Genomic DNA, 22,407 nt, shown 5'->3' with positions numbered 1-22,407 from the left:
CTCGGCCGGCCGGCATGTTTTTACAATACCCGCTCCGGCCGCGTGGGCATCCTTCGCCCATGACCCAGCGACCACACCCCATCGCCCCGCCCCCGTACCACGCCGTCGTGCCGCACCTCGTCGTCGCCGGCGCGCCCGACGCCATCGCGTTCTACAAGAAGGTGTTCGGCGCGACCGAGAAGCTGCGCCTCGCCGACCCGAAGCTCGGCGGCGCCATCGTCTGCGCCGAGCTCGTGATCGGCGACTCCATCGTCAGCATCGCCGACGAGGCCCCCCAGTGGAACGCGCGCGGCCCGAAGGCGCTCGGCGGCTCGCCGATCGTCCTCGCGCTCAACGTCGAGGACCCCGACGCGGTCGCCGCGCGCGCCGTCGAGGCGGGGGCCAAGATCATCTACCCGATCGCGGACCAGTTCTACGGCCGGCGGGAGGGCAGGATCGAGGACCCGTTCGGGCACCAGTGGATCCTGTCGGCCTTCATCGAGGACGTCTCGGTCGAGGAGATGCAGGTGCGCATGGCGAGGTGGTGGGAAGAGCAGGGCCCGAGCGGCGCCTGATCCGCGCCGCGTCGGCTGCGTCGGCCGCGTCAGCCTCGCGCCACTACGCGGCCGCGCCGCAGCCCGCGCCGGTCGCGGGGCGGCGCCGCAGCAGGCTCACCGGGCCCATCGCTTCCGGGCCCGGAGCGTGGACGCGGCGGCCCTCGCCGGCTCGGGCTCATGCGGCAGATCGTGCGGCGTGGCGCCGCACGTCACGCAGGCCTCCAGCTTCGTGGATCTCGGCGCCTGCGACGACTCCGGCGCCATGCCGGCGTCGGGCCAGCCGCACGACATGAGCTCGCTCCCGGCGTCCGTCGGCGTGAGCGAGTCCGCCATCGAGTGGACCGAGCGCTTCATCTCGGTGAGGCGCGCCAGCTGAAGGACGAGCGCCGTGAGCCGGGCCGGATTGAACGGCTTGAGCAGGACGTGGTGATACACGGCCTCCTTCGAGCGCGTGTACTCCTCGGCGCCGGTGATGAGGAGACAGCTGGTGTACACGGGCATGTTCGCCACCCTCCGGAGCAGCTCGTCCCCTTTCATCCCAGGCATCACCACGTCGGAGCAGACCAGGTGAAACTCCCTGGCTTCGAGCAATACGAGCGCCTGCTCCGCCGACGTACATTCCACGACGTCGACGTCCCCGGAGAGGACCGCGGAAATGGACCTCAGCGCCCTTTCGTCGTCGTCGACGACGAGGACGCAATACTTTCGTCGGGAAGACGAGATCGTGGCGTCCCTGTGCTGACCCTGCGAAGAGGTGCGATGGACTCTTACGGTCGATGACACGGTGGCTGCCTCCCTGCGACGATGGCGGGCCCGCATCTCCTGCCGCTGTGCCGCGGAGTCGCGCGGGCGCGCTTGCGTGGTGTCGAGGGCCTGCACGGCACCCCCCGGCGCCGACGGCCTCTTCTATCGAGGTGTACACGACGATGTTTGTTCGCGTCAACCGCGCAACATGCTCTCTCGACAGCCCAGCGCGAAGATCTCGAGTTCCGTTCGACCTGCTTGGACGGTGTCGTGGAGGCACTCGGGACGTCGAAGATGCAACGCGAACGGCCCAGTTCAGTGCGGCTGCGGGCGCGCGCCTCGGGTCACGGTCGCGATGCACGGCGGAAACAAATGCAACTTGTTCGAATCTTCACATGACTATCGTGTGAGCTACTGCACTCGCGATGCCCTTCTTCTCTTCTTCGCACGGTTTCGCACGGTTTCGCACGGCTGGCACTTACGTGCTGATCGGGACTTCCCTGTTTCTGTCGGGGCTTCCCCTGTGTCAGCTGCCCTGTTCGTGTGGAGCTGGCGTTTTCGTGCTCTGCAGCTTGCGTCAGTCCGTGCGATCGCCCGCGTCGAGCCATGGGGCGAACTGCGGCAGCGACCGGCAGGTCGCCTCGATCACTCCTGTTGAGTCCGTCAAGCGATGGCTCGTGAAACGGCTCCTGCTCGATGCGGGCGATGTTTGCGGCGATTACCGCTGTGCCGGCGCCCTCTCCGCTCGTTGGCCCAGGCGAGCGCCGACTACCACGCTTTCTCCCGCTTCCTCCACGCGCGGCCGCGAACACGGCGGCGCGCGGCTCTCCGCGCTTTGCGCGGCCATCGACGGCGAGATCGTCCCCGCGAGGACGACGCGCGCCGCGCGGTCGAGCGTGCCCCGCTGGCGCGCCCTGCCGCCGGCGCCGCTCGCCCGCGTGGCTGGCGGCGCGGCGGTCGGGGGGCCCTGCCCCCACGGGATCTCGCGCCGACGGCCGGCGCTCTCCATCGCGCCGCCGCCGCCGCGCCGCGATCCCGCCACGCGGCGCGATCCCGTGCGCGCTCTCGCGCACCTCTGGCCCGCGTGAGGGTAGACTCGGCGCAATGTTCTGGTTCGATGCCGTCCTGCTCGGGGTCCTCGAGGGCCTGACCGAGTTCCTTCCCGTCTCGTCCACCGGTCATCTCATCCTGCTCGGCGCGTGGCTCGGTCACCAGAGCGAGGCGGCGAAGACGCTCGATATCGTGATCCAGCTCGGCGCGGTCCTCGCGGTCGTCGTCTATTTCCGCGAGCGCCTCTCGACCACCGTGCGCGGCATGGTCCGGCGGGATCCGGACAGCCTCCGCCTCGCGCTCGCCCTCGCGTTCGCGTTTCTCCCCGCCGCCGTGGTCGGCCTGCTCTTCCACAAGGCCATCAAGGCGTACCTGTTCGGCCCGGGGCCCGTCGCGGTCGCGCTCATCGCCGGCGGCCTCCTGATGATCGGCGTCGAGTCGGTCCGCCGCCGCCGGCCGGATCAGGGCGCTCCGCGCGTCGAGGACGTCACGCTCCAGCGCGCGCTCGCGATCGGCTTCGCGCAGTGCTTCTCGCTCTGGCCCGGCGCGTCCCGCTCGATGACCACCATCGTCGGCGGGCAGCTCTCGGGCCTCAGCACCGCCGCGGCCGCCGAGTTCTCGTTCCTCCTCGCCATCCCGACGCTCGGCGCCGCGACCGTCTTCGATCTCGTCAAGAACGGCCGCGCCTTGCTCGACGCCCCCGGCGGGATCGTGGCGCTCGTGGTCGGGCTCGCCGTCTCGTTCGCCGTCGCCCTGCTCGTGATCGCGGTCTTCCTGCGTTATCTGAAGCGTTATGGCCTCGCGCCGTTCGGCTGGTACCGCGTCGCGCTCGGCGCGCTGGTCCTCTGGCTCTGGCTCGCGAGCCGCTCCGCCCCCGCCGAGGCCGGCGCCGCCGCGGCCTCACCCGCGCCGCGGGGGGACGTCGCGGCCGCAGCGGACGGCCTCGCCCGTACCGGCGGTCACCCGAGCCGCCCGTAGGCGTAGAGCCAGCGGGCCGTCGTCTCGCCCCGGTTGCGGACGGTGTGCACCACGCCGGCGCGGATCTCGATCTCCTCGCCGATGCGGGGCACGATCGTCGTGCCGGCGAGCGTGAGCTCGAGCTCGCCTTCGAGGACCATCAAGAGCTCGTCCTCGTCGTGAACGTAGTCCCTCCACACGCGGCCGGGCGGATCGGTCCAGAGCCCGCCGTGGAAGCCGCGCGCGCGCCAGCGCTTCAGCACCTCGTCACGAGTCGCCGTATCCATCCGCGCCATCTTGCCCGAGGCGCAGGACATCTTCCACGTCAGCGCCGGAGCGGCATGGCCCGAACGCCCGAACCAAGGCGCGCCCGCCCTCGTCGAGGCCGGCGCCGCGCGTCCGCGCTCGCGCGGGGGCCTGCACGCCGTGCACCACGGACGGCCCGCTTGCGAACGACGGCGCATCGGGCTAGGATGCTTCTTCTCACGAACGTCCCTGGCCCTCGATACGACGCTTTCCCGCTTCCCTCGCGTGAGGGAGCCTGCAGCTCGCTCGGACGACTGGACGACGCACCGTGTGACCGCGCGGGAGTTCCGCGCGGCACGTCTCCGTTCGATCCGTTACGGCTTCGTCGGATGGCAGGCCGAGAGCGCCGCAGTGGCGCACCAGAAAGCCGTAAAAAAAGCAGGATGGCATGGGAAATCGTCTCTACGTAGGAAACCTTTCGTTCAGCACCACCCGCGAGACCCTCGAGTCCGCGTTCGCCGCAGCCGGCGAGGTCCGTGAGATCGCGATGCCGACCGACCGTGAGACGGGGCAGCCGCGTGGCTTCGCGTTCGTGACCATGGGCTCGGCCCAGGCCGCGAACAGCGCGATCTCGCAGCTGAACGGCGCCGTCCTGGATGGCCGCGCGCTCAAGGTCAACGAGGCGCAGGAGCGCCCGGCCCGCGGCTTCGGCGGCGGCGGTGGTGGCTTCGGCGGCGGCGGCGGCGGCGGTGGTGGTGGCTTCGGCGGCGGCGGTGGTGGCTTCGGCGGCGGCGGCGGCGGTGGTGGTGGCCGCGGCGGTCGCGGCGGCTCCGGCGGCCGCGGCGGTCGCGGCGACCGGTACTGATCTCGCGGGCGCGGCGCGGCGTCGCTCGTGCGCCGCGCCTGCGCCTTCAGGACGCACCGCGAGGTGCTGAAGAACGCGCCCGGTGGCGCTGAAAGGCCTGGCTCCCTATGCAGCAGAAACAGGCAGCAATGAAGCGGCAAAAAGAACGCGCTCGGCAGGAAAAGCAGCGCGAGAAAGACGCGAACCGCCTCGCGCGCCGCAAGGAAAAGGGCCCCGGTGATGGCGGAACACCGGGCGAGGATCCGGACATCGCAGGGATCGTCCCGGGGCCACAGCCTCCCATTACCGAGTGAAACGCGCAGCGCGGGCCGAGGCGCGGACAGCGCCCCGGCCGCCGCTCGAGACGTACGCCGTCCCGGGCGATAAGCTCTCGCCCTACGCTTCCGGGCTACGGTACGTGGCCGTGGCGACGTAGCGGAGGACCCGGGAGCAGCACTCGCCGCCACAGCTCCCTCGACAGGCGCATTCACCCTCGAACCGCGCCGTGCGCGAAGCGAGGCTGCTCAGGATCTGCTGCGTCACGTCGTAGCCGCCGTTGTCACAGGAAGAGTACGAGCACGGCATTTCGAACAGCGCATGCGCATGCTCGACGACGACGCGGCGGATGTACTGCGTCTCATTCATGGCCGAATTGGGCCGGGTCTCACGAATTTCCAGGTTCAGGCTCGCGAGCTGCGGCACCTTCTGAAGGAGCTTGCCGGCCGCCTGCTCCCGCTTCTCACGGAGCAGCATGCGCTCCTCCCGCTCGATATTCCGGCGACGATTCGCTGAATACATCGATCACCTCTGTCCTGCCCGGCAGGAATATATCAATCCCCCTAGCCCCTGTTCAGTATAGCGCAGGCGACCGGTCGGCGCATGCACAATCTGGGCTCTCCACGCTGTCGGCGCTCTGCATTCGCAGCCTCATCCAGAGCGAAAGAGCGTGACGGAAGACCGCCTGGATCAGGAACGACATGCGTTACACCGGTCACATCGGTCACATCGGTTACATCGGTCACACCGGTTACATCGGTCACATCGGTTACATCGGTCGCATCGGTCATGACGGTTGCTCGTGACGACCAGGGCGCTCGCAGGACGCGTGAACATCGCCCGATGTCGAGCGGACTGTGGCGATCGCGATGAGCGCGCACGGGCTGGTGCGCACGACAGGAGTGCGGTGCTCCAGAGAGACGTCGCTCGGGTGCCGTTGAATGGCCAGAGAGCGCTTCCGCTGCCGCAGGACGGCGTTGTGGTGTACCTGAAGAGTTGCAGAGAGCAGCTCTGCGTGACCCGGCCGCGGCAGCCGCGGCCTTGGGCCGACCATCACGGACCGCGAGTGGGACCGCTCATCCTCGTGAGGGCCAGCGACCGGCCTGCACGACCGAGCAGCAGCCATCGTGAGCGTCGACAGGGTGACGCCGGGACCGTGTCAGACCGGCGCGGTCAGCTCGCCGGCTCCGTCGGCTCCCGCGCCGGTCGCCGGGGAGGCGGCCGGGGCGCCGCTCGTCGCCTCGCCCTTGGCGCCGCCCTGGGCCCTCCGGGCGCTGGCCTCGCGGTGCACGTCGAGCGGGCGGAGGGCCTTCCGGACGGACTCGACGGTCTCGGGCTCGTCCTCGTCGACCATGCCGGCGACCTTGGTCGCGTAGCTGACGATGGCGGACTGGATGGCGCGCACGTACGTCGCGAGGTTCGATGTCGCGGCGGTCTCTTTCTGTAGCTTGTCTCGCACCATCGCGTCGTAGCGCGGCAGGACATTGCCGATCTGCTCGAGGAACTCGGGCCCGGCGACCGCGTCGATCTCGGGCTTCAGGCCCGCTTCCTCGATGTGCGCGGCGATGGAGGCCATCACCGTGTTCTGCACGGGGTACTCGGCGGTGAGGAACGAGAGACCGTCGTCGCCGAAGAGCTCTTTGACCAGCTCTCCGGCGCGCCGCGCCTGCGGGAAGCGCCCCTCGGGTAGCATCGAGGTCGCGATGAGGCGCATGCGCAGCGCCCCGATGCTCGCATCGGCCTCCCGGTCGAGCACCCGTACATCGTCCTCGGACAGGGCCCCGTTGACACGGCGGCGCGTGGTGAGCGCCTTCTGGCCTGCCTCCGCGGCGGCCTTCAGCTTCGTACACGCCTTGGCGACGTTCTCCGGCGCCGTCTCCGGACAGGCTGCGACCAGCGCGTTGGCGAGGGTCACGCCATTGGCAATGTTGATGATGGGAGCGCGAACGTAGATCGAAGCATCGAACGTTTGGTCCATCGTGGACCGATATGAACGTAGGTATCCCGGGTCAAGACCTCCGGTCGTCGTTAAGGTGGCGACGCCGAAAGCGCGCGCAGGCTCGCGCCTGTTGCTACCGGCGCCGCGGCAACCGGCCGCTCGCCCAGGCCCGGGCTCACTAGCCGCGGCTGTAGTACTAGGAGGCGATGGCGGCTACGGCGGCCCCGGGCGCGGCGGCGACTCGATCGGCATCGCCTACCTCGGCGAAGCTCAGCTCACGCTCGAGGGGGTGACCTATACTCTCGGACCGCCGGGAAAGGGCGGCGTGAGCTGGGATTGGTCTGGCGAAGAGATCCGGGGGGAGGACGGCACCCGGGTCGAGACGTTGCGTTTCCCTGAATAGGATCACGACACTTCAGGCGAACCCTGTAGTTACAGGGCGCCGACGGTGGCACGCCCGGAACTCCACGAGAGCGCCCGCGGGCCTGCTGGGGGCGATGTGGACAGCCGCGCGGCGCCCCAGGAGCACGACGCCGAGACCTCGCTCGCGGAGCTCGCCGGCGAGGGGCACGAGCTCAGCGGCGTCCGCCTCGACCCCGCGGCCGGTCCGCAGGCGGTGGCGCCACGCACCCCCAAGCACACCTCTCCGGTTCGGCGACTGTCCGCGCATTGAGGACAGACAACCTGGCGCTCGGGGCGCGATCCACGGCCGAGCAATGTCCTAGCGCTCTGGTGGGGACGCTTGCTTCTGGAAAATCGGCGAGCGAGCGTGCGCGGGCGAGAAATTTCGCGGGGTGGAGGCAATGAGCATGATCGAAAGATCCAGACCGGCGCGACGGAGGGCGATCCTTGCGGCGGCCATCGGCGCGCTGACGTTCGGCGCGACGGCGGCCGGGTGCTTGTGGAAGTTTGGGGACGACACGTTCGGGAGCTTCTGCGCGGCCTCGGTGGGCGGCGAGGAGCACTGCGTGGGCGAGAACGTGGGACCGGGCGCCGCGTGGGCCCAGGCCGAGAAGGACGGCGCTCTGCCCATCGAGGTGTGGGCCACCTGGCCGAACAACAAGACGCCGGAGGAGATCGTCGCGAGCGAAACCTCGCTCGGCGTCTGGTTCAGCCACATCGACGAGGCGATCGCATACGTGCGCGACGACGCGAGGAACGCCGAGTCGCTGCGGGCGACGCTCGCGGGCAAGCTCGCACGGCTACTCGACGAGGCGAGGGACCGCCAGAGGGTGCTGCTCGCGGAGGCGCCGGTCGACGCGGCCGGCAACTTCACGGCGGCAATGATCGACAAGGCCAGCGCCGAGCGGGAGCCGCTCGCCGCCACGCTCGCGGCCGACCGGCAGGCGATGGCGGCCGTGCAGGCGGTCTTCGACCAGGCCCGGAGCGACGTCGCGCCGCTGCGATCGAAATACGCGGGCGTCGCGGCGCGCTTCGCCGCGTACCGCGCGACCGAGGCGGCGGAGACGGCGGCGTACGCGGCGCTTTCGGCGCAGGCGTCTCAGTCGGACATCGACGGGCTCGACGGCGTGGAGCAGGCCGTGCTCGCGGCGGCGCGCGAGGCGAGCCGCACGCCCGGTGAGCTCACCGCGGAGATCCTGAGGTGGTCGGCGACGCTCCAGGTCTTCGCGGCCTCGTTCGACGAGGCGATGGCGCCGCACGGGGAGTTGCTCGCGACGCACAGCGCCGTGCTGCCGGACATGACCTCGGGCGCGCTGCGCTCGCTGAACGCGATGCTGGGTTATGTGAAGGCGCGGGTCGCCCGGAGCGACGCGACCGCGGCGGCGCTGCTCGGCGGCATCGCGCTGCGCCGGCAGGCGCTCCGCGTGCTGCAGATGGACGAGGGGGCGCGCGAGGCCGTCGCAGGGTCGCGGACGCGCAAGGCGTCGGACACCTTCGAGCAGCGTGCGCGCGCGCAGGTCGCGGCGCTCTCGGCGGCGCCGCCGGTGAGCGAGAAGCTCGGGCTGCCGCTCTTGGCCGAGCGGTGCGGGGAGCTCCTGGCGCTGGCGCAGCTGCGACCGCTCTGCGCAGCGGCGGGGTCGTCCTGGCGTGAGGCCGGGTGCACGGAGCTTCGAGGAAGGTTCGATGCCGCGGAGGCCGAGCTCAGGACGGGGGTGCCGCAGAAGATCGCGGCGGGTCTCGCAGCGCTGCGGGAGAAGGGCATGGCCGCGGCGGAGCTCGACGCGGCTCAGGCGAGGCTCGACGCGGGGGACGTGAAGGGCGCCGCGATCGCGTATGACGCCGCCGTGCGCGGCGCGGAGGGGACATGAGAGGCTGCAAGGACGTTGCGCTGCACGGCCGGAGCGCCGCGGTGTTCAAGAGGCTCGTCGCGCTGGTCACGGTGCTGGCGGTGGTGGCGCCCTCGTTCGCGTGGGCCGGCACGCCGTACAGGCTGGACTGGGTTAGCACGGAATCCAGCGCGTCGTGCGAGGCCCCTTTCCTCGCTCACAACGGAGGGACGTACTTCCATGTGAACGACACGCCGCTCCCCACCTACGAGGTTCCGGACACGCTGGTGACCCACGATGACGGCTCGCAAAGCCACCAGGCGGAGGCGGAGTTCGACTCGGTGCTGCTCCGGTTCGGAGCGAACGACTTCCACTTCGGTGTGCGGAACGCTGGCGGTGACGACTGGTGCACCGACGCGCACGAGCTTGTGAGCCTCGTCTCGGAGCCGCTCGGCCTGAACAAGCCGCTCTTCCATGTGCGGCGCAGCGGGACGGCGTTCTCCGGCGCCACGACCCTCGACCTGAGCCTCGCGGAGGTCAACCCGGCGCTGGCGCGCGACATCGAGATCCTGCTGGCCGAGATCGCCAAGGAGCGCGCGGCGCTCGTGGCGAACGCACGGGCGGTGGGCCTGCTGGCGGAGAAGCTGGACCTGCTCCAGCAGCTCGACACCGAGCTGAAGGACCTGGTCAGCCGGCCGCTGGATGAGATCTCGCGGACCGACCTCGAGGCGATCCTGGACCGGTACAAGGACGCGGTCGCGCCGGAGACGCGCGCGGCGATGGAGCAGCTCGTCGACGACCTGAAGAAGAGCGTCAGCGATCTCGAGGACGAGGTCGCGCGGCTGATGGACGAGTTCGGCGCGCAGGCCGACGAGGTGGCGGACCTGGCGACGGAAGACGCGCGCGCCGAGGGGTGGGATCCGGACGACCCGCAAGCGTACGCGCTCGGGGAGAGCGAGGTGCCGTGGGTCGAGGTGCCGGACGTCGCGGGGGTCGACGGGGCGTTCGAGGAGGGGCGGGATCCCTACGCGGCGTACGCGGACGCGGTGCTCGCGGCGCTGGAGGCGGACGTCAGCGGCCGGGTGGTGGTCCTCCGGGCGGACTTCGTGGCGAACGTGCGGGCGTGGAGGGCCAACAGCGCGGCGCTGGAGATCGCGCTGCGCGACCGGATGGGCGTGTCTCTCGCGGAGACCAACGCGTTCCTGAAGGCGCAGAACCGGATCACCGGGTTCGTGCGGCAGTTCATGGATGCGTCGGACTGGTTCGAGGATTCGCCGGTGCCGGCGGACCTGCGGGTGCAGGTGGACACGGTGCTGAAGCCGCGGTTCGATGCGCTTGCGGACCAGATGAAGGACAACCTCAACCTGTGGACAGGGGACGGGTTCGATCTGGAGCAGACGCAGCTCTACCAGACGATCAGCGCGTTCGCGGGGGCGATGTCGACGGTCGGCGAGGGCTTCGAGGCGTACGCGGAGGTGATGCAGACGCTGGTGCACGCGACGACGCGCATCGGGGTGGGGTTCGTGCCCGTGGTCGGGCCGGCGCTCGACCTGTGCGAGGCGGTCACCGGGAAGGCGTTCTGCCTGCCGTCGGGGCGAGAGCTCAGCGACGAGGAGCGGATCTTCTCTGGGGTGGGGTTCGGGGTCGCGGCGATCGGGCCGATGTGGCGCGCGGTCAAGACCAGCAGCGGGCTGCGGCCGGCCGCGATCCGGGTCGCCGGGGAGATCGCCGAGATCGAGGAGTTTTTCGCCAAGATCGTGAAGACGAACCGCGTCCGGGGGTACAAGACGCTCACCGGGGCGATCACCAAGTTCGAGGTGGACATCTTCGAGAAGAAGGCGGCCAAGTTCCTGGTGGACGACGGCCGATCGCTCGTCGGGGTCGGCGATGACGGCGTGCGCGAGGTGGTCGGCATTCCAAAGCACTCAAGCCCTGGTGGCAGCGAGGGGGCGGCGCCCGACTTCGTGTCGATATCCAGCGGGCACCAACTGATCGTGAGCGAGGCGAAGGGCGGAACGATCCCGGTCAGCAAGGTGCGCAAGCAACTCACGAACGCGATGAAGGCGCTGAAGGAGAAGGGGCTGGATGGGGACGTGGCCCGGTACGAGCTCATCATGGAGCAGGGCGCGAAATTCGATGATGAAAACATTATCGTTCGGGACGGCTACCTGTTCAACTTAAGCACGCGCAAGAGAGTGACCCTGATAGACTCCGACAAAATCATCATGGTGATCCGGCTATGAGCGAATCAGAACCTTGGTTCTATGCGTGGTGTGACGACGCAGGACGGCTCGACGCGTTCGCCGCGGCGCTGTCGGCGCTCGTCAGCCCGGGGGCTCTCATCAGCCTGATGATGAGCTCCGAGGAGGGGTGCGAGACGCGCTCCGTGGACGAAGTGCTCGCGATGATCCGCGTCCACTTCGGAGGAACGAACAACGCTCACCTCCTCTCCGGCATGAGGCTGAACGATTCCGAACGCGACATGATATTCGAGCTCAAGTGCTACACCGACGAATGCGAGCGTCGCCATCCTTGGGGCCCGCTCCGCTTGACCGCGGGCGAACGCGCGTGGGATTTTTTCCCCTTTGAGATCCTCGTGGGCAGCTACGGCCCGCGCTCCGTGAAGGCCGAGGCCGCGGTCGCCTACCACATGGTTCAGGGTGACATCGAGGAGCTGCTGCTTCGCCTCTGCGCACCCGATGCGAGCGGGCGTGTGCCGACCGGCGCCTGCACGATCAACCAGGAATGGCGCGCCCCGGTCGAGATGTGCGCGACCTACAATGCGAACGCCGCGGAACTCGCGCGCGACCTCGCCCTCTCCTGGGTGAGCATCCACGACAAGGAGAGCGTCTCGCGCATCGCGGGCATTTCGCTGGAGGCGCTGCACGCGCGGGTCGACGCCGCGCCGCACTTCGCGCGCGTGCCCATGAAAGGCGGTAGCGAACTCACGCGTTCGATCTCGCGCGAGACCGTGCTGAAGGCGCTCACAACGCCGCCGGCGACGCTGCTCGAAGCGCTCGATGCGGCCGCGGTGCCTGACGACGCATGGCGTGCTGCCGAGCCCCAGGCGCAGGAGATCATGGATCTGCTCCGCCAGATCGACGAGGCCGCCGAGGGCGAGGGCCCGCCCGCCTGGCGAGCAGACATCACGACGCGCGGCCACGTCCGCTTCCTTGAAGAGCACGCCCCCTTCCACGTTCGTCGCCTGCCGAGCGGCGGCGTCGTTCTGGCCACCCACCCCTACCGCACGCTCTGGCCGCTCTGGGCCGATGCGCTCTTCGTGCTCGGCCTCATGTCCTGACGCAGGTCGTGCACGTTCTCCCTTCTCCGGACTTCGGCCCTTGCCAGACGGCGTACCCCTCCCTGAGCGCGCGGAGCGCGCGATTAGGGAGGGGCGGACCGCGCGCAGGCGCGAAGCGCCGAGCACGGGCCGGGGGTGGGCATCCGCTCTCGCACTTCCATTCGCTGCTCTCTCTCTGCCGTCCTGCTGGACTGACAGCGAGGGATCGATCGCGGACGACCCGCAAGCGTACGCGCTCGGGGAGAGCGAGGTGCCGTGGGTCGAGGTGCCGGACATCGCGGGGGTCGACGGGGCGTTCGAGGAGGGGCGGGATCCCTACGCGGCGTACGCGGACGCGGTGCTCGCGGCGCTGGAGGCGGACGTCAGCGGCCGGGTGGTGGTCCTCCGGGCGGACTTCGTGGCGAACGTGCGGGCGTGGCGGGCCAACAGCGCGGCGCTGGAGATCGCGCTGCGCGACCGGATGGGCGTGTCGCTCGTGGAGACCAACGCGTTCCTGAAGGCGCAGAACCGGATCACCGGGTTCGTGCGGCAGTTCATGGATGCGTCGGACTGGTTCATCGAGACGCCGATCCCGCCGGATCTGCGGGTGCAGGTGGACACGGTGCTGAAGCCGCGGTTCGGCGCGCTCGCGGACCAGATGAAGGACAACCTCAACCTGTGGACAGGGGACGGGTTCGATCTGGAGCAGACGCAGCTCTACCAGACGATCAGCGCGTTCGCGGGGGCGATGTCGACGGTCGCTGAGGGGTTCGAGGCGTACGCGGAGGTGATGCAGACGCTGGTGCACGCGACGACGCGCATCGGGGTCGGCTTCGTGCCGGTGGTCGGGCCGGCGCTCGATCTGTGCGAGGCGGTGACGGGGAAGGCGTGGTGCCTGCCGTCGGGCGAGGAGCTCAGCGACGAGGAGCGGATCTTCTCGGGGATGGGATTCGGACTCGGCGCGGTCGGGCCGATGTGGCGCGCGGTCAAGATCAGCAGCGGGCTGCGGCCGGCGGCGATCCGGGTGGCCGGGGAGATCGCCGAGATCGAGGAGGTGTTCGCCAAGATCGTGAAAACGAAACGCGTCCGGGGGTACAAGAACCTCCGCGGGGCGATCACCAAGTTCGATGTGGACATCTTCGAGAAGAAGGCGGCGAAGTTCCTGGTGGACGACGGCAGGTCGCTCGTCGGGGTCGGCGACGATGGTGTACGCACGGTGCTCGACATTCCGAGGGAATCAACCGCTGGTGGGTATGAGGGGAAGGCGCCCGACTTCCTGTCCATATCCATCGGGCACAAGCTGACGGTGAGCGAGGCCAAGGGCGGGAAGATCGAGGTCGACACGGTGCGCAAGCAGCTCACGAACGCCATGAAGGCGCTGAAGGATAAAAGGCTCGATGGAGACGTGGCCCGATACGAGCTCATCATGGAGCAGGGGGCGACGTTTGATGACCCGAATATCACGGTTCGGGACGGCTACCTGTTCAACTGGAAGACTGGAAAGAACGTAACCTTAATAGACTCCAACAAGTTCATCATGGTGATCCGGCTATGAGCCAATCACAACCTTGGTTCTATGCGTGGTGTGACGAAGCAGAACGGCTCGACGGGTTCGCCGCGGCCCTGTCGGCCCTCGTCAACCCGGTGGCTCTCCTCAGCCTGATGATGAGCCACCAGCAAGGGTGCGAGACACGCTCCGTGGAGGAAGTGCTCGCGATGATCCGCGCTCACTTCGGAGAAACGAACAACGCTCACCTAAGCTCTGGCGTGAAGCTGAACGGTTCCGAGTGCGCCATCCCGTTCGGTCTCAAGTGCTACACCGACGAAAGCGAACGTCTCCATCCTTGGGGCCCGCTCCGCTTGACGGCGGGCTCACGCAAGTGGGATTTTTACCCCTACGAGCTCGCGGTGAGCAGGGGCCCCCGCTCCGTGGAGGCCGAGGCCGCAGCCGCCTACCACGTGGTCCAGGGCGACATCGAGGACCTCCTGCTCCGCCTCTGCGCGCCGGACGCGAGCGGGCGCGTGCCGACCGGCGCCTGCACGGACAAGGAGGACTGGCTCGCCCCGGTCGCGATGTGCGCGACCTACAACGCGAACGCCGCGGAGCTCGCGCGCGACCTCGCGCTGTCATGGGTGAGCCTCCACCACAAGGAGAGCGTCCCACGCATCGCAGGCATGTCGCTTTCGGCGCTCCGCGCGCGCGTCGACGCCGCGCCGCACGGCGCGCGTGTGCCCATGAACAGCACGAGCGAGCTCACGGGCTCGCTCTCGCGCGAGACCGTCCTCAAGGCGCTCGCGACGCCGCCGGCCACCCTGCTCGAAGCGCTCGAGGCCGCGGCGGTGCCAGATGACGCGTGGCGCGAGGCCGAGCCCAAGGCGCGCGAGCTCGTGGAGCTACGCCGCCAGCTCGACGACGAAGACGCGGGGGAGGTCCCCCCCGCCTTCTGGGTGGACGTCACGACGCGCGGGCACACCCGCTTCCTGGAAGAGCACGCCCCCTTCCACGTCCGCCGCCTCCCGAGCGGCGGCGTGGTGCTGGCCACCCACCCCTACCGCACGCTCTGGCCGCTCTGGGCCGACGCACTCTTCGTGCTCGGCCTCATGTCCTGACGCAGGCTACCTCACGAGGATGATCGATCGATGAGAGAAGGTCCGTTCTTCTTCGCCTGGTGTGACGAGGCACAGCGGGTCGATGCGTTCGGCGCGGCGCTGTCGGCCATCATCAAGGAGCCACAGTACAGCATGCGCGCGATCATGGACCACGACACGGAATGCAATACGATCTCCGTGGATGAAGTGGTCGCGATGCTCCGTGCCCACTTCGGACGCATCGACGCGGAGACCTACTTCGTCGCATCGTTGAGCCAGGAGCACTTCGTCCATTGCATCCTTCGCTGCTTCACCGACAAGAGCGAGCGTCTCAAGCCGAAGGGTCCCATCCACGTGCACCCCCGCCGCATCGAGGACTTTCCCCTCACGCGGATGGACCTCGCTTTGGACCGCGGCCCGCGCTCCGTGCAGGCCGAGGCCGTGCTCGCGTGGCACATGGCGCTGGAAGATATCGAGGGCGTCCTGCTCCGCCTCTGCGCGCCGGACGCGAGCGGGCGCGTCTCGACCGGTGGCTGCACGACGGCGCGCACCTGGCTCGCGCCGGTCGCCCTGTGCGCGACGTACAACGCGGACGCTCGTGACCTCGCGCGCGACCTCGCCCTCTCGTGGATCTGCCTCCACGACAAGGACAGGGTGTCGCGCACCGCGGGCCTGTCGCTGGATGCGCTCCGCGCGCGGGTGGAAGCCGCGCCGCCCGGCGCGTGCGTCGCGCTACGACATGCGGGTGCGCATTCGAGCTCGCTCTCCCGCGAAACCGTCCTCAAGGCGATGGCAACACCGCCCTCCGCCCTGCTCGAAGCGCTCGAAGCCGCGGCGGAGACACCAGACGGCGCGTGGCGCGCCGCGGAGCCGCGCGCGCGCGAGATCTACGAGCGGACGCGGCAGCGCAGGGAGAGCGATGGAGGGGGCGCGGAGACAGGCAGCGGCTCGGCCCCGTCGGAGGTCGAGATCACCCTCGATCACTTCGAGTTCCTTGTCGACCACGCCCGGTTCTACGTCCGGCGCCTCCCGAACGGTGGAATCTTGCTGGCGACCCACCCCTACCGCACGCTCTGGCCGCTCTGGTCGGATGCCCTCTTCGCGCTCGGCCTGATGCCCTAACGATCCTGCCCAGCCGCCGCGGCGTGCCCGCCTCGCTCGAGCGCATCGACCTGGTCGTCGAGATCGCCGGCCGGCGCTTCGAGGAGCGATTCGCCTGCCCCTGCGAGCCGAACAGCGAGACGACGTTCTCGTGGGACGCAAGGACGCCTCGGGCGCCCCCTCGAAGGCGCTCAGCCGGTGACGGTGCGGGTCGGCTACGTCTACCGGGGTGTCTGCATGGGGCCCGCGGAGCGCAGGAAGGCGTTCGCGGCGTTCTCGAGCACCCCGATCGTCGGCGCCGGGACACGCGACGATGTCACGCTGTGGAAGGTCTTGCGCGGGGCGCTCGGTATGCTCAGCGCTCGCTCCCAGGGGCCTGGCGGCTGGATGCTGAGCGAGCACCACGCCTACGAGCCCATCGGGCGGGTGCTTCACCTCGACGACGGGCGGCGTCGCCGCGCCGGTGCGCTCGGCAACGTGTTGACCGCCGTGGCGGGCCACGGTTGCGCAAACAAGAAGGCCGTTGCCGCGCGCCGGTTCGAGGGGCGAGGCGCTGGCGGCGGGCTGCGCTGCGCGGCAAAGGCCGGTTGAACGAGCCCCTGGTGGCGGGGCTGGACGCCAGGTGCCGCCGGAGGCACCTGGCGCCCCGGTCCTGCTGCGATGCCCCTCAGACCGGCGCGGTCGGCTCGTCGGCTCCCGCGCCGGGCGCCGGCGGGGCGGCCGGGGCGGCCGGGGCGCCGCTCGTCGCCTCGCCCTTGGCGCCGCCCTGGGCGCGCCGGGCGCTGGCCTCGCGGTGCGCGTCGAGCGGGCGGAGGGCCTTCCGGACGGCCTCGACGGTCTCGGGCTCGTCCTCGTCGACCATGCCGGCGACCTTGGTCGCGTAGTTGACGATGGCGGACTGGATGGCGCGCACGTACGTCGCGAGGTTCGATGTCGCGGCGGCCTCTTTCTGCAGCTTGTCTTTCACCATCGCGTCGTAGCGGGGCAGGACGTTGCCGATCTGCTCGAGGAACTCGGGCCCGGCGAGCGCGTCGATCTCCGGCTTCAGGCCCGCTTCCTCGATGTGCGCGACGATGGAGGCCATCACCGTGTTCTGCGCAGAGTACTCGGTGGTAAGGAACGACAGGCCGTCATCGCCGAAGAGCTCTTTCACCAGCTCTCCCGCGCGCCGTGCCTTGGGGAAGCGTGCCTCGGGCAGCATCGAGGTCGCGATGAGGCGCATGCGCAGCGCCCCGAAGCTCGAGTCGGCCTCCCGGTCGAGAACGCGCACGTCGTCCTCGGACAGGGTGCCGTTCTCCCGGCGGCGCGCGGTGAGCGCCTTCTGGCCTGCCTCCCCGGCGGCCTTCAGCTTCGTACACGCCTTGGCGACGTTCTCCGGCGCCGCCTCGGGACAGGCTGCGACCAGCGCGTTGGCGAGGGTCACGCCATTGGCAATGTTGATGATGGGCGCGCGAACGTAGATCGAAGCATCGAACGTTTGGTCCATCGTGGCACGCTAAGCAGGGCTCTGTCCTTCGTCGAGCGCTCCTGTCGCCGTTAACGTGCTATGAACCGTGCTGGCGCGCAGCTCAGCGAATATCTTCAGAGATGCTGGAGCGCGGGCCTGATGCGGGTGGGATAGGGCGGTTGCATCCCGGACCGGGGCGGGGCGGTAGCCGAGGCGGGCGACCCGCCCGCGGGGTTCGTCGATGGGTCGCCGGCGTGCTTGGAGATACCGATGGGGTTCGTCGACGGGTCGCCGGCATGCTGGGAGATACCGCGGGGCTTCCCGGAACGGGTCGGTGTCATGCTGGCGCAGGCCGATCGGGTTCTTTCCAGAGGTCATCGACCTGCTGGACAGGCCCGGAGGCCTCCCCGAACGGGTGAGCGACCCGTCCGGCAGACCTCGAGGCCTCCGGCGCCCGCCCGCGCCGGCGTGGCGGGGCGCCGCGGTCCGGAAAAATCCGTTGCGAGGGGGCGGCCGTGCTCCGTAATTCCACTCGGGGCATGCCGCAGCCGGTCGTGGCTTCTTGGCGCTGCCCTGCACCCCTTGTCTGACGATCGAGCGGAGTCCCTTGCGCCATCCACGTCTGAACGCCATCGGGTGGAGTCTTGCCGTGTCCCTGGTGCTGGCCGCGCCGCCAGCTTCCGGTCAGGTCCCGCCGGGCGGCGCGCGGCTGTCCTATACGCGCGGTCCGGGCGCGGAGGGGTGTCCCGAGGAGCAGGCGCTCCGGGACGTCGTCGCCGCGCAGCTCGGCGGGATCGACCCGTTCGTGGACGGCGGCGACGGCCGGCGGGTCGAGGTGGTCCTCGCGCGCAAGGGGCGGGATTTCCTGGGGGAGATCGCGCTGTACGACGGCGACGGCCGGCGGCTCGGCGGCCAGGAGGTCACGAGCGCGGCCTGCGGGGCGCTGGTGGAGGACGTCGGCACCGCCCTTGCGATCATGCTGCGCCCGGTGCGATCGGCGCGGGAACCGGCGCCATCGCCGTCGTCAGCTCCCGCGCCGGCGGAGAGGGCCTCCGCGCCATTGCCGCCGGAGACGGCCTCCCCGGGAGGAGCGCCGTCGGGGCCCCCGCGCGCGCCGGCCGCGGCGCCGCTGCCGCCATGCGAGCCCGCCGCGCCGGCGCGGCCCGCGGAGCGCCGTGGCCTCGCGCTGGCGTGGCCGCGGCTTCAGGCCGGGGCCGGGGCGCTGATCGCGGAGGGGCTCGCGCCGGCGCCGGCGGTCGGATTCTCGGGGTTCGCGGGAGCCCGGTGGGAGGCGTTCTCGCTCTCGCTGGAGGGACGTGTGAACATGCCGGTCGCTGCCGAGCGGTATCGGGGCACGTTTTACGGCGTGTCCTCGCTCGGCGGCTCGGTCGTCCCCTGTGGGCACGTGGCCTGGTTCTTCGGCTGCGGTCTCGTGACGGCAGGCCGCGTGCGGCATTTCGGGATGGTCAACGCTTCGGGGGAGGCGTTATGGCCCTACGCGGGGCTCGGGCTGCGCGGCGGCGTGGAGGTGCCGCTCTCGTACGCTCTTGCCGCACGGCTCACTGGCGAGTTCGTGGCCAACCTCGCGCGTCCGCAGCTTCGTCTCCCTGGTGGTGCGACTTGGTCCGTGGCCGAGACGTCCAGGGCGGGAGCCTTGCACCTCGTCGCTTCGTTCTGATCCGGGCTCGACGGTTTGCCGAGCGGAGCACGCGGGCCCGGTGCATCACGCGTGCTGGAAGGCTCTTGCGGGAAGGCTCTGGATGAGGCTCTGCGGGATGCGGCCGTGAGAACCTAGTCCGCCTGTCTCAGGCAGGTACCGGATCAGGGGTCGGCCCAAGGCGGCAGCAGAACGTCGCTGCGCCGAGCAACGCGACGCTGCCGGTCGGCTCGCCGCCCGTCGGCTCGCAGGCGCCCGGATCGAAGCTCACAACGCTCGCGGACTTGCTCCCGAGCGCCGTCCCGGGGGAGATGGTGCCACAGAAGGCGGCCTCGGAGCTCACCACCACGCCGACGGCGAACTGTGAGCACGCACCATCGCTGAACGCCGACGCCAGGACGCTACAGCTGCCCCCGATAGGTTCGTCGCAGCCGCAGGGGGCGCAGCCGCGCGTGTCCTCGGCGCCCGCGAAGAAGACGTTGCGGTCCGGGTAGGTCGCCGGGCAGTCCCGCTCTCCCTCGTGATAGATGCACGTCAGGAACCCCTCCGGGGGGACGGCATCGCCGGTTGGCGGCACCGGGGTGCAGGTCATCCCCGGATCGGCGCACGGCGCGAACGCGGTGCCGGTGCACGCCCGGGCGAGGATCGCGAAGCTTTCGGCACCTTCAGAGTTCTCCGTCTCTTCGGGGCTCTCCGCGATCCTGGGCGCGCAGCTCCCCGGAAGCACGCGGGGGGCCGGGATCTCGAGCGACTGTGCGCACAGGGCGCCATCGCACATCTGTCCGGCGGAGATCGCGTTGGCCGATGTGCAGGTACCGTCCCAACCTTCGGGAGCGGTGAACGGCGTCTCGGCGGCGCCGGGGACGTCGCATGGAAAGCTGGCGTAGGCGTTCCAAGCCGCCGGTAGCTCGCACGAGGCGTCCGGCGGATCGCACTGGCATGCCGGGCATGAGGGCGGCGCCGCCGCCGCGAAGTCCCCATGGCCCTCGTAGCCGATGCTCGGCGCAGCGGCGGGACAGTCGGGCGCGCGATCCGGAGGGCCGATCCAGACCAGCGCCGGCTCGGACCAGCCGAGCGGTTCCCTCGGCACGCACTGCCCGGTGCAGGTCTCCCGCAGGGTGGGATCGAACCCGGGGACCGTCGCGCTGTCGAAATCGGCGCCAGCTCCCCCCTCCCCGCAGGCGTCGCCGGCATCAGGACCGGCATCGCCGCACGCATCGGCGCCGCCGTCGGCATCCGTGGGCTCCTCCATCACAAGACAAGGACTGTCCTTGTACCCAGGCTCGGGATCCCAGGGGCAAAGCCAGTGCGGGGTCGGTTCGCAGCCACCAACCCAAGCCCCCAGCACGACGGCCGTGGCGCACGAGGCCACCACCATCCCCCGCTTCTCCTGTCGAGTCCCTCTCCTCATCGTCTCACCTGTTCATTCACGGCGCAGCTGCCGAGCGCGGTGCTCCCGCGAACGCCTCCGGAGGGAAGCACGGGAAGAATGGCGCGAGAAGCCCCCTCCTCATGGACGCTCGCGGGTCCGCATTGCGTCCGCCATCGGGTTCTTCTCGGAATGATCTGCGCAAAAGGTTCGCATTCATCGCGTGCACGCCGGGCGAATCTCGTCGTACGGCGTTCAGATCGTGCCGAGAGATGCTGACAGGCTCGTCGATGGCCGCTCGCCGATGCGCCTGGTTGATTTCGCAACGGAACGTGGAGCCATCATGTAATGCCACAGAACGGCGGTGGTCATCGAGGCGGCCACGGGCGCCCCCGCAAGGAGGGTCACCGGGGCCCGATCTTTTTCTGCCCCGCGTACGATTTCGCCACAATCCGGCCCATCTCGCCGGAACACGTAGGGATGACGGCGTCTCAACCCCCCCGGCCTCCGCCGGCCCCCGCCCATGACACCAACCCTGGACCGGCATCTGGCGCCGACCCCGGGCTGACGGCCGACGCCGCCCCCGGACCGTCGGCCAAGCCGCCCCCGCGGCCCACCTTCGAGGAGGTGTACACGGGCCTGCTCCGGTACGTCCTCCGGGTGCTCTGGCGGATGGGGGTGCCGGCGCGGCACCTGCGCGACGTGGCCCAGGAGGTGTTCCTGGTCGTCCACCGCCGCTTCGGAGAGTACGACCCCCGCTTCTCCGTGAAGGCGTGGGTGGCGGGCATCGCGTCGAACCTCGCCCTGCGGCACCTGCGGCTCTCCAGGAACCGGCGGGAGCTGCTCGCGCGTTCCGACGGCGAGCGCGTCGACGTCGCGGACCCGGGGTACGACGCGGAGCAGCGGTTCGCGCAGGCCGAGACGCAGAGGATCGTCCGCGGGCTCGTCCAGCGCATCGAGGGCGACCGGCGCGTCGTGTTCCTCCTCTACGAGCTCGAGGGCATCGAGATGCGCGAGATCGCCGCGGCGCTCCAGATCTCGGAGAACACCGCGTGGGACCGGCTGCGGCGGGCCCGCAAGGAGTTCGCGGCCGCGGTCAGGCGGCTGGGCGCGCGGGAGCGCGACGCGCTCGGCGTGTACGGCGCGCGCTCGGCGCTGGCGCCGCTCGCCCTGGTCCACGGGCCGCTGCTGCTCGAGCTCGGGGACGCCCCGCTCGACCTGCCGGAAGACCTCGGCGAGGTGCTCTGGGCGCGGCTTCAGGCGCTGCTCGCCACCGGGGAGGGCGACGGGGGCGCGCCAGCCGACCAGGCTGCGCGAGCCCTCCCGCCCGGCGAGGGCGCAGCAGAGGCTGTCCCCGCGTGGGACGCGCGCCGCGCCCAGGCGAACCTCGCGAGGGGTGGCATCGAGGTCACGCGGGCGAAGCTCGTCGCGGCAGGCGCTGCCCTGTTCCTGGGCGGGGCCGGCGCCGGCGCCGGCACGCTCTACGCGGCGCTGCCACGCACCGCCCCGCCGGAGATCGCCCTCGCTCGCGGCGACACGCCCGCGGCGGTTCTGGTTGGCTCCCGCGCACCAGGCGCGTTCGCCGACGCCCCGGCGGCGCTGTCCTCGGCAGCGCCCGCGCCGGCTCCGCCCGCCGCGGCCGGCGCGGGGGCGGCCGTCCCGCCGATGGATGCCGACTTGACCCTGATCCAGCGCGCGATCGCCGCGCTTGGATCGGGAAGAGCGAGCGAGGCGCTCGGCGCGCTCGATCGCCATGCGCGGAGCTACCCGCGCAGCCCGAGAGCCCAGCAACGCGAGACCCTGGCGATCCAGGCCCTCGAGCAGACCGGTCGGCGCGTCGAGGCCGCAGCGCGAGCCGCCCGGTTCCGCGAGGCGTTCCCAGGCAGCGCATACCTGCCCGCCATCGAGGACGCGTTGAACGGCTCTCCGTGAATCCGTGAAGCCCAGCCCCGGCCCGCTCCCCTCGGCCGGAACAGAGTGCCGTCGAGGTGACATGAGCACCAGGAGCTCTGCTCCTCCGGTCGGCGTCCATCGCGCCCTGAGCCCATCGAGCGCTCTCCGGCCCCTTCAGCCGGAGAGCGCGCTCGACCCATCACCACGCCGGCGCGAGCGCGGTGTCGGTATCACGGGCGTGCAAACGAGCG

Annotated in this window: 20 protein-coding genes and 1 pseudogene; 15 read left to right on the top strand and 6 right to left on the bottom strand. The window is 70.4% G+C overall.

What is annotated here, in order from left to right:
- The first annotated feature begins 59 nt into the window (after positions 1-59).
- Positions 60-554, top strand: coding sequence for a VOC family protein (locus WMF29_RS32395; RefSeq protein ID WP_437323984.1), 495 nt, complete (start codon positions 60-62; stop codon positions 552-554).
- 96 nt (positions 555-650) lie between these two features.
- Here the strand turns inward: WMF29_RS32395 and WMF29_RS32390 are convergent, their stop codons facing one another.
- On the bottom strand, positions 651-1,259 hold the full coding sequence (locus tag WMF29_RS32390) for a response regulator (protein WP_437331185.1): 609 nt from the start codon (positions 1,257-1,259) through the stop codon (positions 651-653).
- Between the two features lie 1,125 nt (positions 1,260-2,384).
- On the opposite strand from WMF29_RS32390, the gene WMF29_RS32385 reads away from it, so the two are divergent.
- Positions 2,385-3,308: an undecaprenyl-diphosphate phosphatase gene (locus tag WMF29_RS32385; RefSeq protein WP_437323983.1), complete on the top strand. Its 924-nt coding sequence runs from the start codon at positions 2,385-2,387 to the stop codon at positions 3,306-3,308.
- Here the strand turns inward: WMF29_RS32385 and WMF29_RS32380 are convergent.
- Positions 3,290-3,574, bottom strand: a complete 285-nt coding sequence (locus WMF29_RS32380) for a cupin domain-containing protein (RefSeq protein ID WP_272094932.1) — start codon at positions 3,572-3,574, stop codon at positions 3,290-3,292. The two genes, WMF29_RS32385 and WMF29_RS32380, sit on opposite strands and share 19 nt — an antisense overlap.
- A gap of 407 nt (positions 3,575-3,981) precedes the next feature.
- On the opposite strand from WMF29_RS32380, the gene WMF29_RS32375 reads away from it, so the two are divergent.
- Both WMF29_RS32375 and WMF29_RS32370 read left to right on the top strand, forming a co-directional pair.
- Positions 3,982-4,398 carry an RNA recognition motif domain-containing protein gene (locus WMF29_RS32375; protein ID WP_437323982.1) on the top strand — a complete coding sequence of 139 codons (417 nt, stop codon included), beginning with the start codon at positions 3,982-3,984 and terminating at the stop codon, positions 4,396-4,398.
- Positions 4,399-4,505: 107 nt separating this feature from the next.
- Positions 4,506-4,691, top strand: coding sequence for a hypothetical protein (locus tag WMF29_RS32370; protein ID WP_012238616.1), 186 nt, complete (start codon positions 4,506-4,508; stop codon positions 4,689-4,691).
- 82 nt (positions 4,692-4,773) lie between these two features.
- On the opposite strand, the gene WMF29_RS32365 is transcribed toward WMF29_RS32370, so the two are convergent.
- Together WMF29_RS32365 and WMF29_RS32360 are read right to left on the bottom strand one after the other, a co-directional pair.
- Entirely contained in the window at positions 4,774-5,130 is a 357-nt protein-coding gene (locus WMF29_RS32365) for a hypothetical protein (RefSeq protein WP_437323981.1), read from the bottom strand.
- A gap of 682 nt (positions 5,131-5,812) precedes the next feature.
- Positions 5,813-6,631, bottom strand: coding sequence for a hypothetical protein (locus WMF29_RS32360; RefSeq protein ID WP_437323980.1), 819 nt, complete (start codon positions 6,629-6,631; stop codon positions 5,813-5,815).
- Between the two features lie 160 nt (positions 6,632-6,791).
- On the opposite strand from WMF29_RS32360, the pseudogene WMF29_RS32355 reads away from it, so the two are divergent.
- From WMF29_RS32355 to WMF29_RS32315, 9 genes and pseudogenes are all read left to right on the top strand, one after another.
- A pseudogene (locus tag WMF29_RS32355) lies at positions 6,792-6,995 on the top strand (hypothetical protein); the annotation flags it as partial.
- Positions 6,996-7,040: 45 nt separating this feature from the next.
- Entirely contained in the window at positions 7,041-7,265 is a 225-nt protein-coding gene (locus tag WMF29_RS32350) for a hypothetical protein (protein WP_437323979.1), read from the top strand.
- Between the two features lie 136 nt (positions 7,266-7,401).
- Positions 7,402-8,862 carry a hypothetical protein gene (locus WMF29_RS32345; RefSeq protein ID WP_437323978.1) on the top strand — a complete coding sequence of 487 codons (1,461 nt, stop codon included), beginning with the start codon at positions 7,402-7,404 and terminating at the stop codon, positions 8,860-8,862.
- Positions 8,859-11,063 (top strand): hypothetical protein, encoded by a 2,205-nt coding sequence (locus tag WMF29_RS32340; RefSeq protein WP_437323977.1) that lies wholly within the window; start codon positions 8,859-8,861, stop codon positions 11,061-11,063. The genes WMF29_RS32345 and WMF29_RS32340 overlap by 4 nt, the downstream gene beginning before the upstream one ends.
- A complete protein-coding gene (locus WMF29_RS32335; RefSeq protein WP_437323976.1) occupies positions 11,060-12,121 on the top strand; it encodes a hypothetical protein in 1,062 nt (353 codons plus the stop codon). The genes WMF29_RS32340 and WMF29_RS32335 overlap by 4 nt, the downstream gene beginning before the upstream one ends.
- A gap of 250 nt (positions 12,122-12,371) precedes the next feature.
- The gene (locus tag WMF29_RS32330; protein ID WP_437323975.1) at positions 12,372-13,655 is read left to right on the top strand and encodes a hypothetical protein; all 1,284 of its coding nucleotides are present in this window, start codon (positions 12,372-12,374) and stop codon (positions 13,653-13,655) included.
- On the top strand, positions 13,652-14,710 hold the full coding sequence (locus WMF29_RS32325; protein ID WP_437323974.1) for a hypothetical protein: 1,059 nt from the start codon (positions 13,652-13,654) through the stop codon (positions 14,708-14,710). The genes WMF29_RS32330 and WMF29_RS32325 overlap by 4 nt, the downstream gene beginning before the upstream one ends.
- A 30-nt stretch (positions 14,711-14,740) precedes the next feature.
- Entirely contained in the window at positions 14,741-15,811 is a 1,071-nt protein-coding gene (locus tag WMF29_RS32320; protein WP_437323973.1) for a hypothetical protein, read from the top strand.
- Positions 15,812-15,988: 177 nt separating this feature from the next.
- Positions 15,989-16,381: a hypothetical protein gene (locus tag WMF29_RS32315; protein WP_437323972.1), complete on the top strand. Its 393-nt coding sequence runs from the start codon at positions 15,989-15,991 to the stop codon at positions 16,379-16,381.
- 76 nt (positions 16,382-16,457) lie between these two features.
- Here WMF29_RS32315 and WMF29_RS32310 read toward each other — a convergent pair whose 3' ends face one another.
- A complete protein-coding gene (locus WMF29_RS32310; protein ID WP_437323971.1) occupies positions 16,458-17,276 on the bottom strand; it encodes a hypothetical protein in 819 nt (272 codons plus the stop codon).
- Between the two features lie 610 nt (positions 17,277-17,886).
- Between WMF29_RS32310 and WMF29_RS32305 the strand changes: the two genes are divergently transcribed.
- Positions 17,887-18,915 carry a hypothetical protein gene (locus WMF29_RS32305; protein ID WP_437323970.1) on the top strand — a complete coding sequence of 343 codons (1,029 nt, stop codon included), beginning with the start codon at positions 17,887-17,889 and terminating at the stop codon, positions 18,913-18,915.
- 127 nt (positions 18,916-19,042) lie between these two features.
- Here WMF29_RS32305 and WMF29_RS32300 read toward each other — a convergent pair whose 3' ends face one another.
- On the bottom strand, positions 19,043-20,146 hold the full coding sequence (locus WMF29_RS32300; protein WP_437323969.1) for a hypothetical protein: 1,104 nt from the start codon (positions 20,144-20,146) through the stop codon (positions 19,043-19,045).
- Positions 20,147-20,743: 597 nt separating this feature from the next.
- On the opposite strand from WMF29_RS32300, the gene WMF29_RS32295 reads away from it, so the two are divergent.
- Positions 20,744-22,195 (top strand): RNA polymerase sigma factor, encoded by a 1,452-nt coding sequence (locus WMF29_RS32295; RefSeq protein ID WP_437323968.1) that lies wholly within the window; start codon positions 20,744-20,746, stop codon positions 22,193-22,195.
- Positions 22,196-22,407 lie beyond the last annotated feature (212 nt).

This window comes from Sorangium sp. So ce381, from assembly GCF_051473845.1.
In the GTDB taxonomy this organism is placed as follows: domain Bacteria; phylum Myxococcota_A; class Polyangia; order Polyangiales; family Polyangiaceae; genus Sorangium; species Sorangium atrum.
Note: the sequence above shows the minus strand (reverse complement) of the source record. Positions and strands in the feature narration are given on the sequence as shown.

What these genes read in the sequence shown, in the direction of transcription:
- WMF29_RS32380 (WP_272094932.1), bottom strand. Translation starts at nt 3,574, where the DNA reads ATGGATACGGCGACTCGTGACGAGGTGCTGAAGCGCTGGCGCGCGCGC.
- WMF29_RS32395 (WP_437323984.1), top strand. Translation starts at nt 60, where the DNA reads ATGACCCAGCGACCACACCCCATCGCCCCGCCCCCGTACCACGCCGTC.
- WMF29_RS32375 (WP_437323982.1), top strand. Translation starts at nt 3,982, where the DNA reads ATGGGAAATCGTCTCTACGTAGGAAACCTTTCGTTCAGCACCACCCGC.
- WMF29_RS32335 (WP_437323976.1), top strand. Translation starts at nt 11,060, where the DNA reads ATGAGCGAATCAGAACCTTGGTTCTATGCGTGGTGTGACGACGCAGGA.
- WMF29_RS32325 (WP_437323974.1), top strand. Translation starts at nt 13,652, where the DNA reads ATGAGCCAATCACAACCTTGGTTCTATGCGTGGTGTGACGAAGCAGAA.
- WMF29_RS32300 (WP_437323969.1), bottom strand. Translation starts at nt 20,146, where the DNA reads ATGGAGGAGCCCACGGATGCCGACGGCGGCGCCGATGCGTGCGGCGAT.
- WMF29_RS32310 (WP_437323971.1), bottom strand. Translation starts at nt 17,276, where the DNA reads ATGGACCAAACGTTCGATGCTTCGATCTACGTTCGCGCGCCCATCATC.
- WMF29_RS32345 (WP_437323978.1), top strand. Translation starts at nt 7,402, where the DNA reads ATGATCGAAAGATCCAGACCGGCGCGACGGAGGGCGATCCTTGCGGCG.
- WMF29_RS32295 (WP_437323968.1), top strand. Translation starts at nt 20,744, where the DNA reads ATGACGGCGTCTCAACCCCCCCGGCCTCCGCCGGCCCCCGCCCATGAC.
- WMF29_RS32340 (WP_437323977.1), top strand. Translation starts at nt 8,859, where the DNA reads ATGAGAGGCTGCAAGGACGTTGCGCTGCACGGCCGGAGCGCCGCGGTG.
- WMF29_RS32320 (WP_437323973.1), top strand. Translation starts at nt 14,741, where the DNA reads ATGAGAGAAGGTCCGTTCTTCTTCGCCTGGTGTGACGAGGCACAGCGG.
- WMF29_RS32385 (WP_437323983.1), top strand. Translation starts at nt 2,385, where the DNA reads ATGTTCTGGTTCGATGCCGTCCTGCTCGGGGTCCTCGAGGGCCTGACC.
- WMF29_RS32360 (WP_437323980.1), bottom strand. Translation starts at nt 6,631, where the DNA reads ATGGACCAAACGTTCGATGCTTCGATCTACGTTCGCGCTCCCATCATC.
- WMF29_RS32370 (WP_012238616.1), top strand. Translation starts at nt 4,506, where the DNA reads ATGCAGCAGAAACAGGCAGCAATGAAGCGGCAAAAAGAACGCGCTCGG.
- WMF29_RS32365 (WP_437323981.1), bottom strand. Translation starts at nt 5,130, where the DNA reads ATGCTGCTCCGTGAGAAGCGGGAGCAGGCGGCCGGCAAGCTCCTTCAG.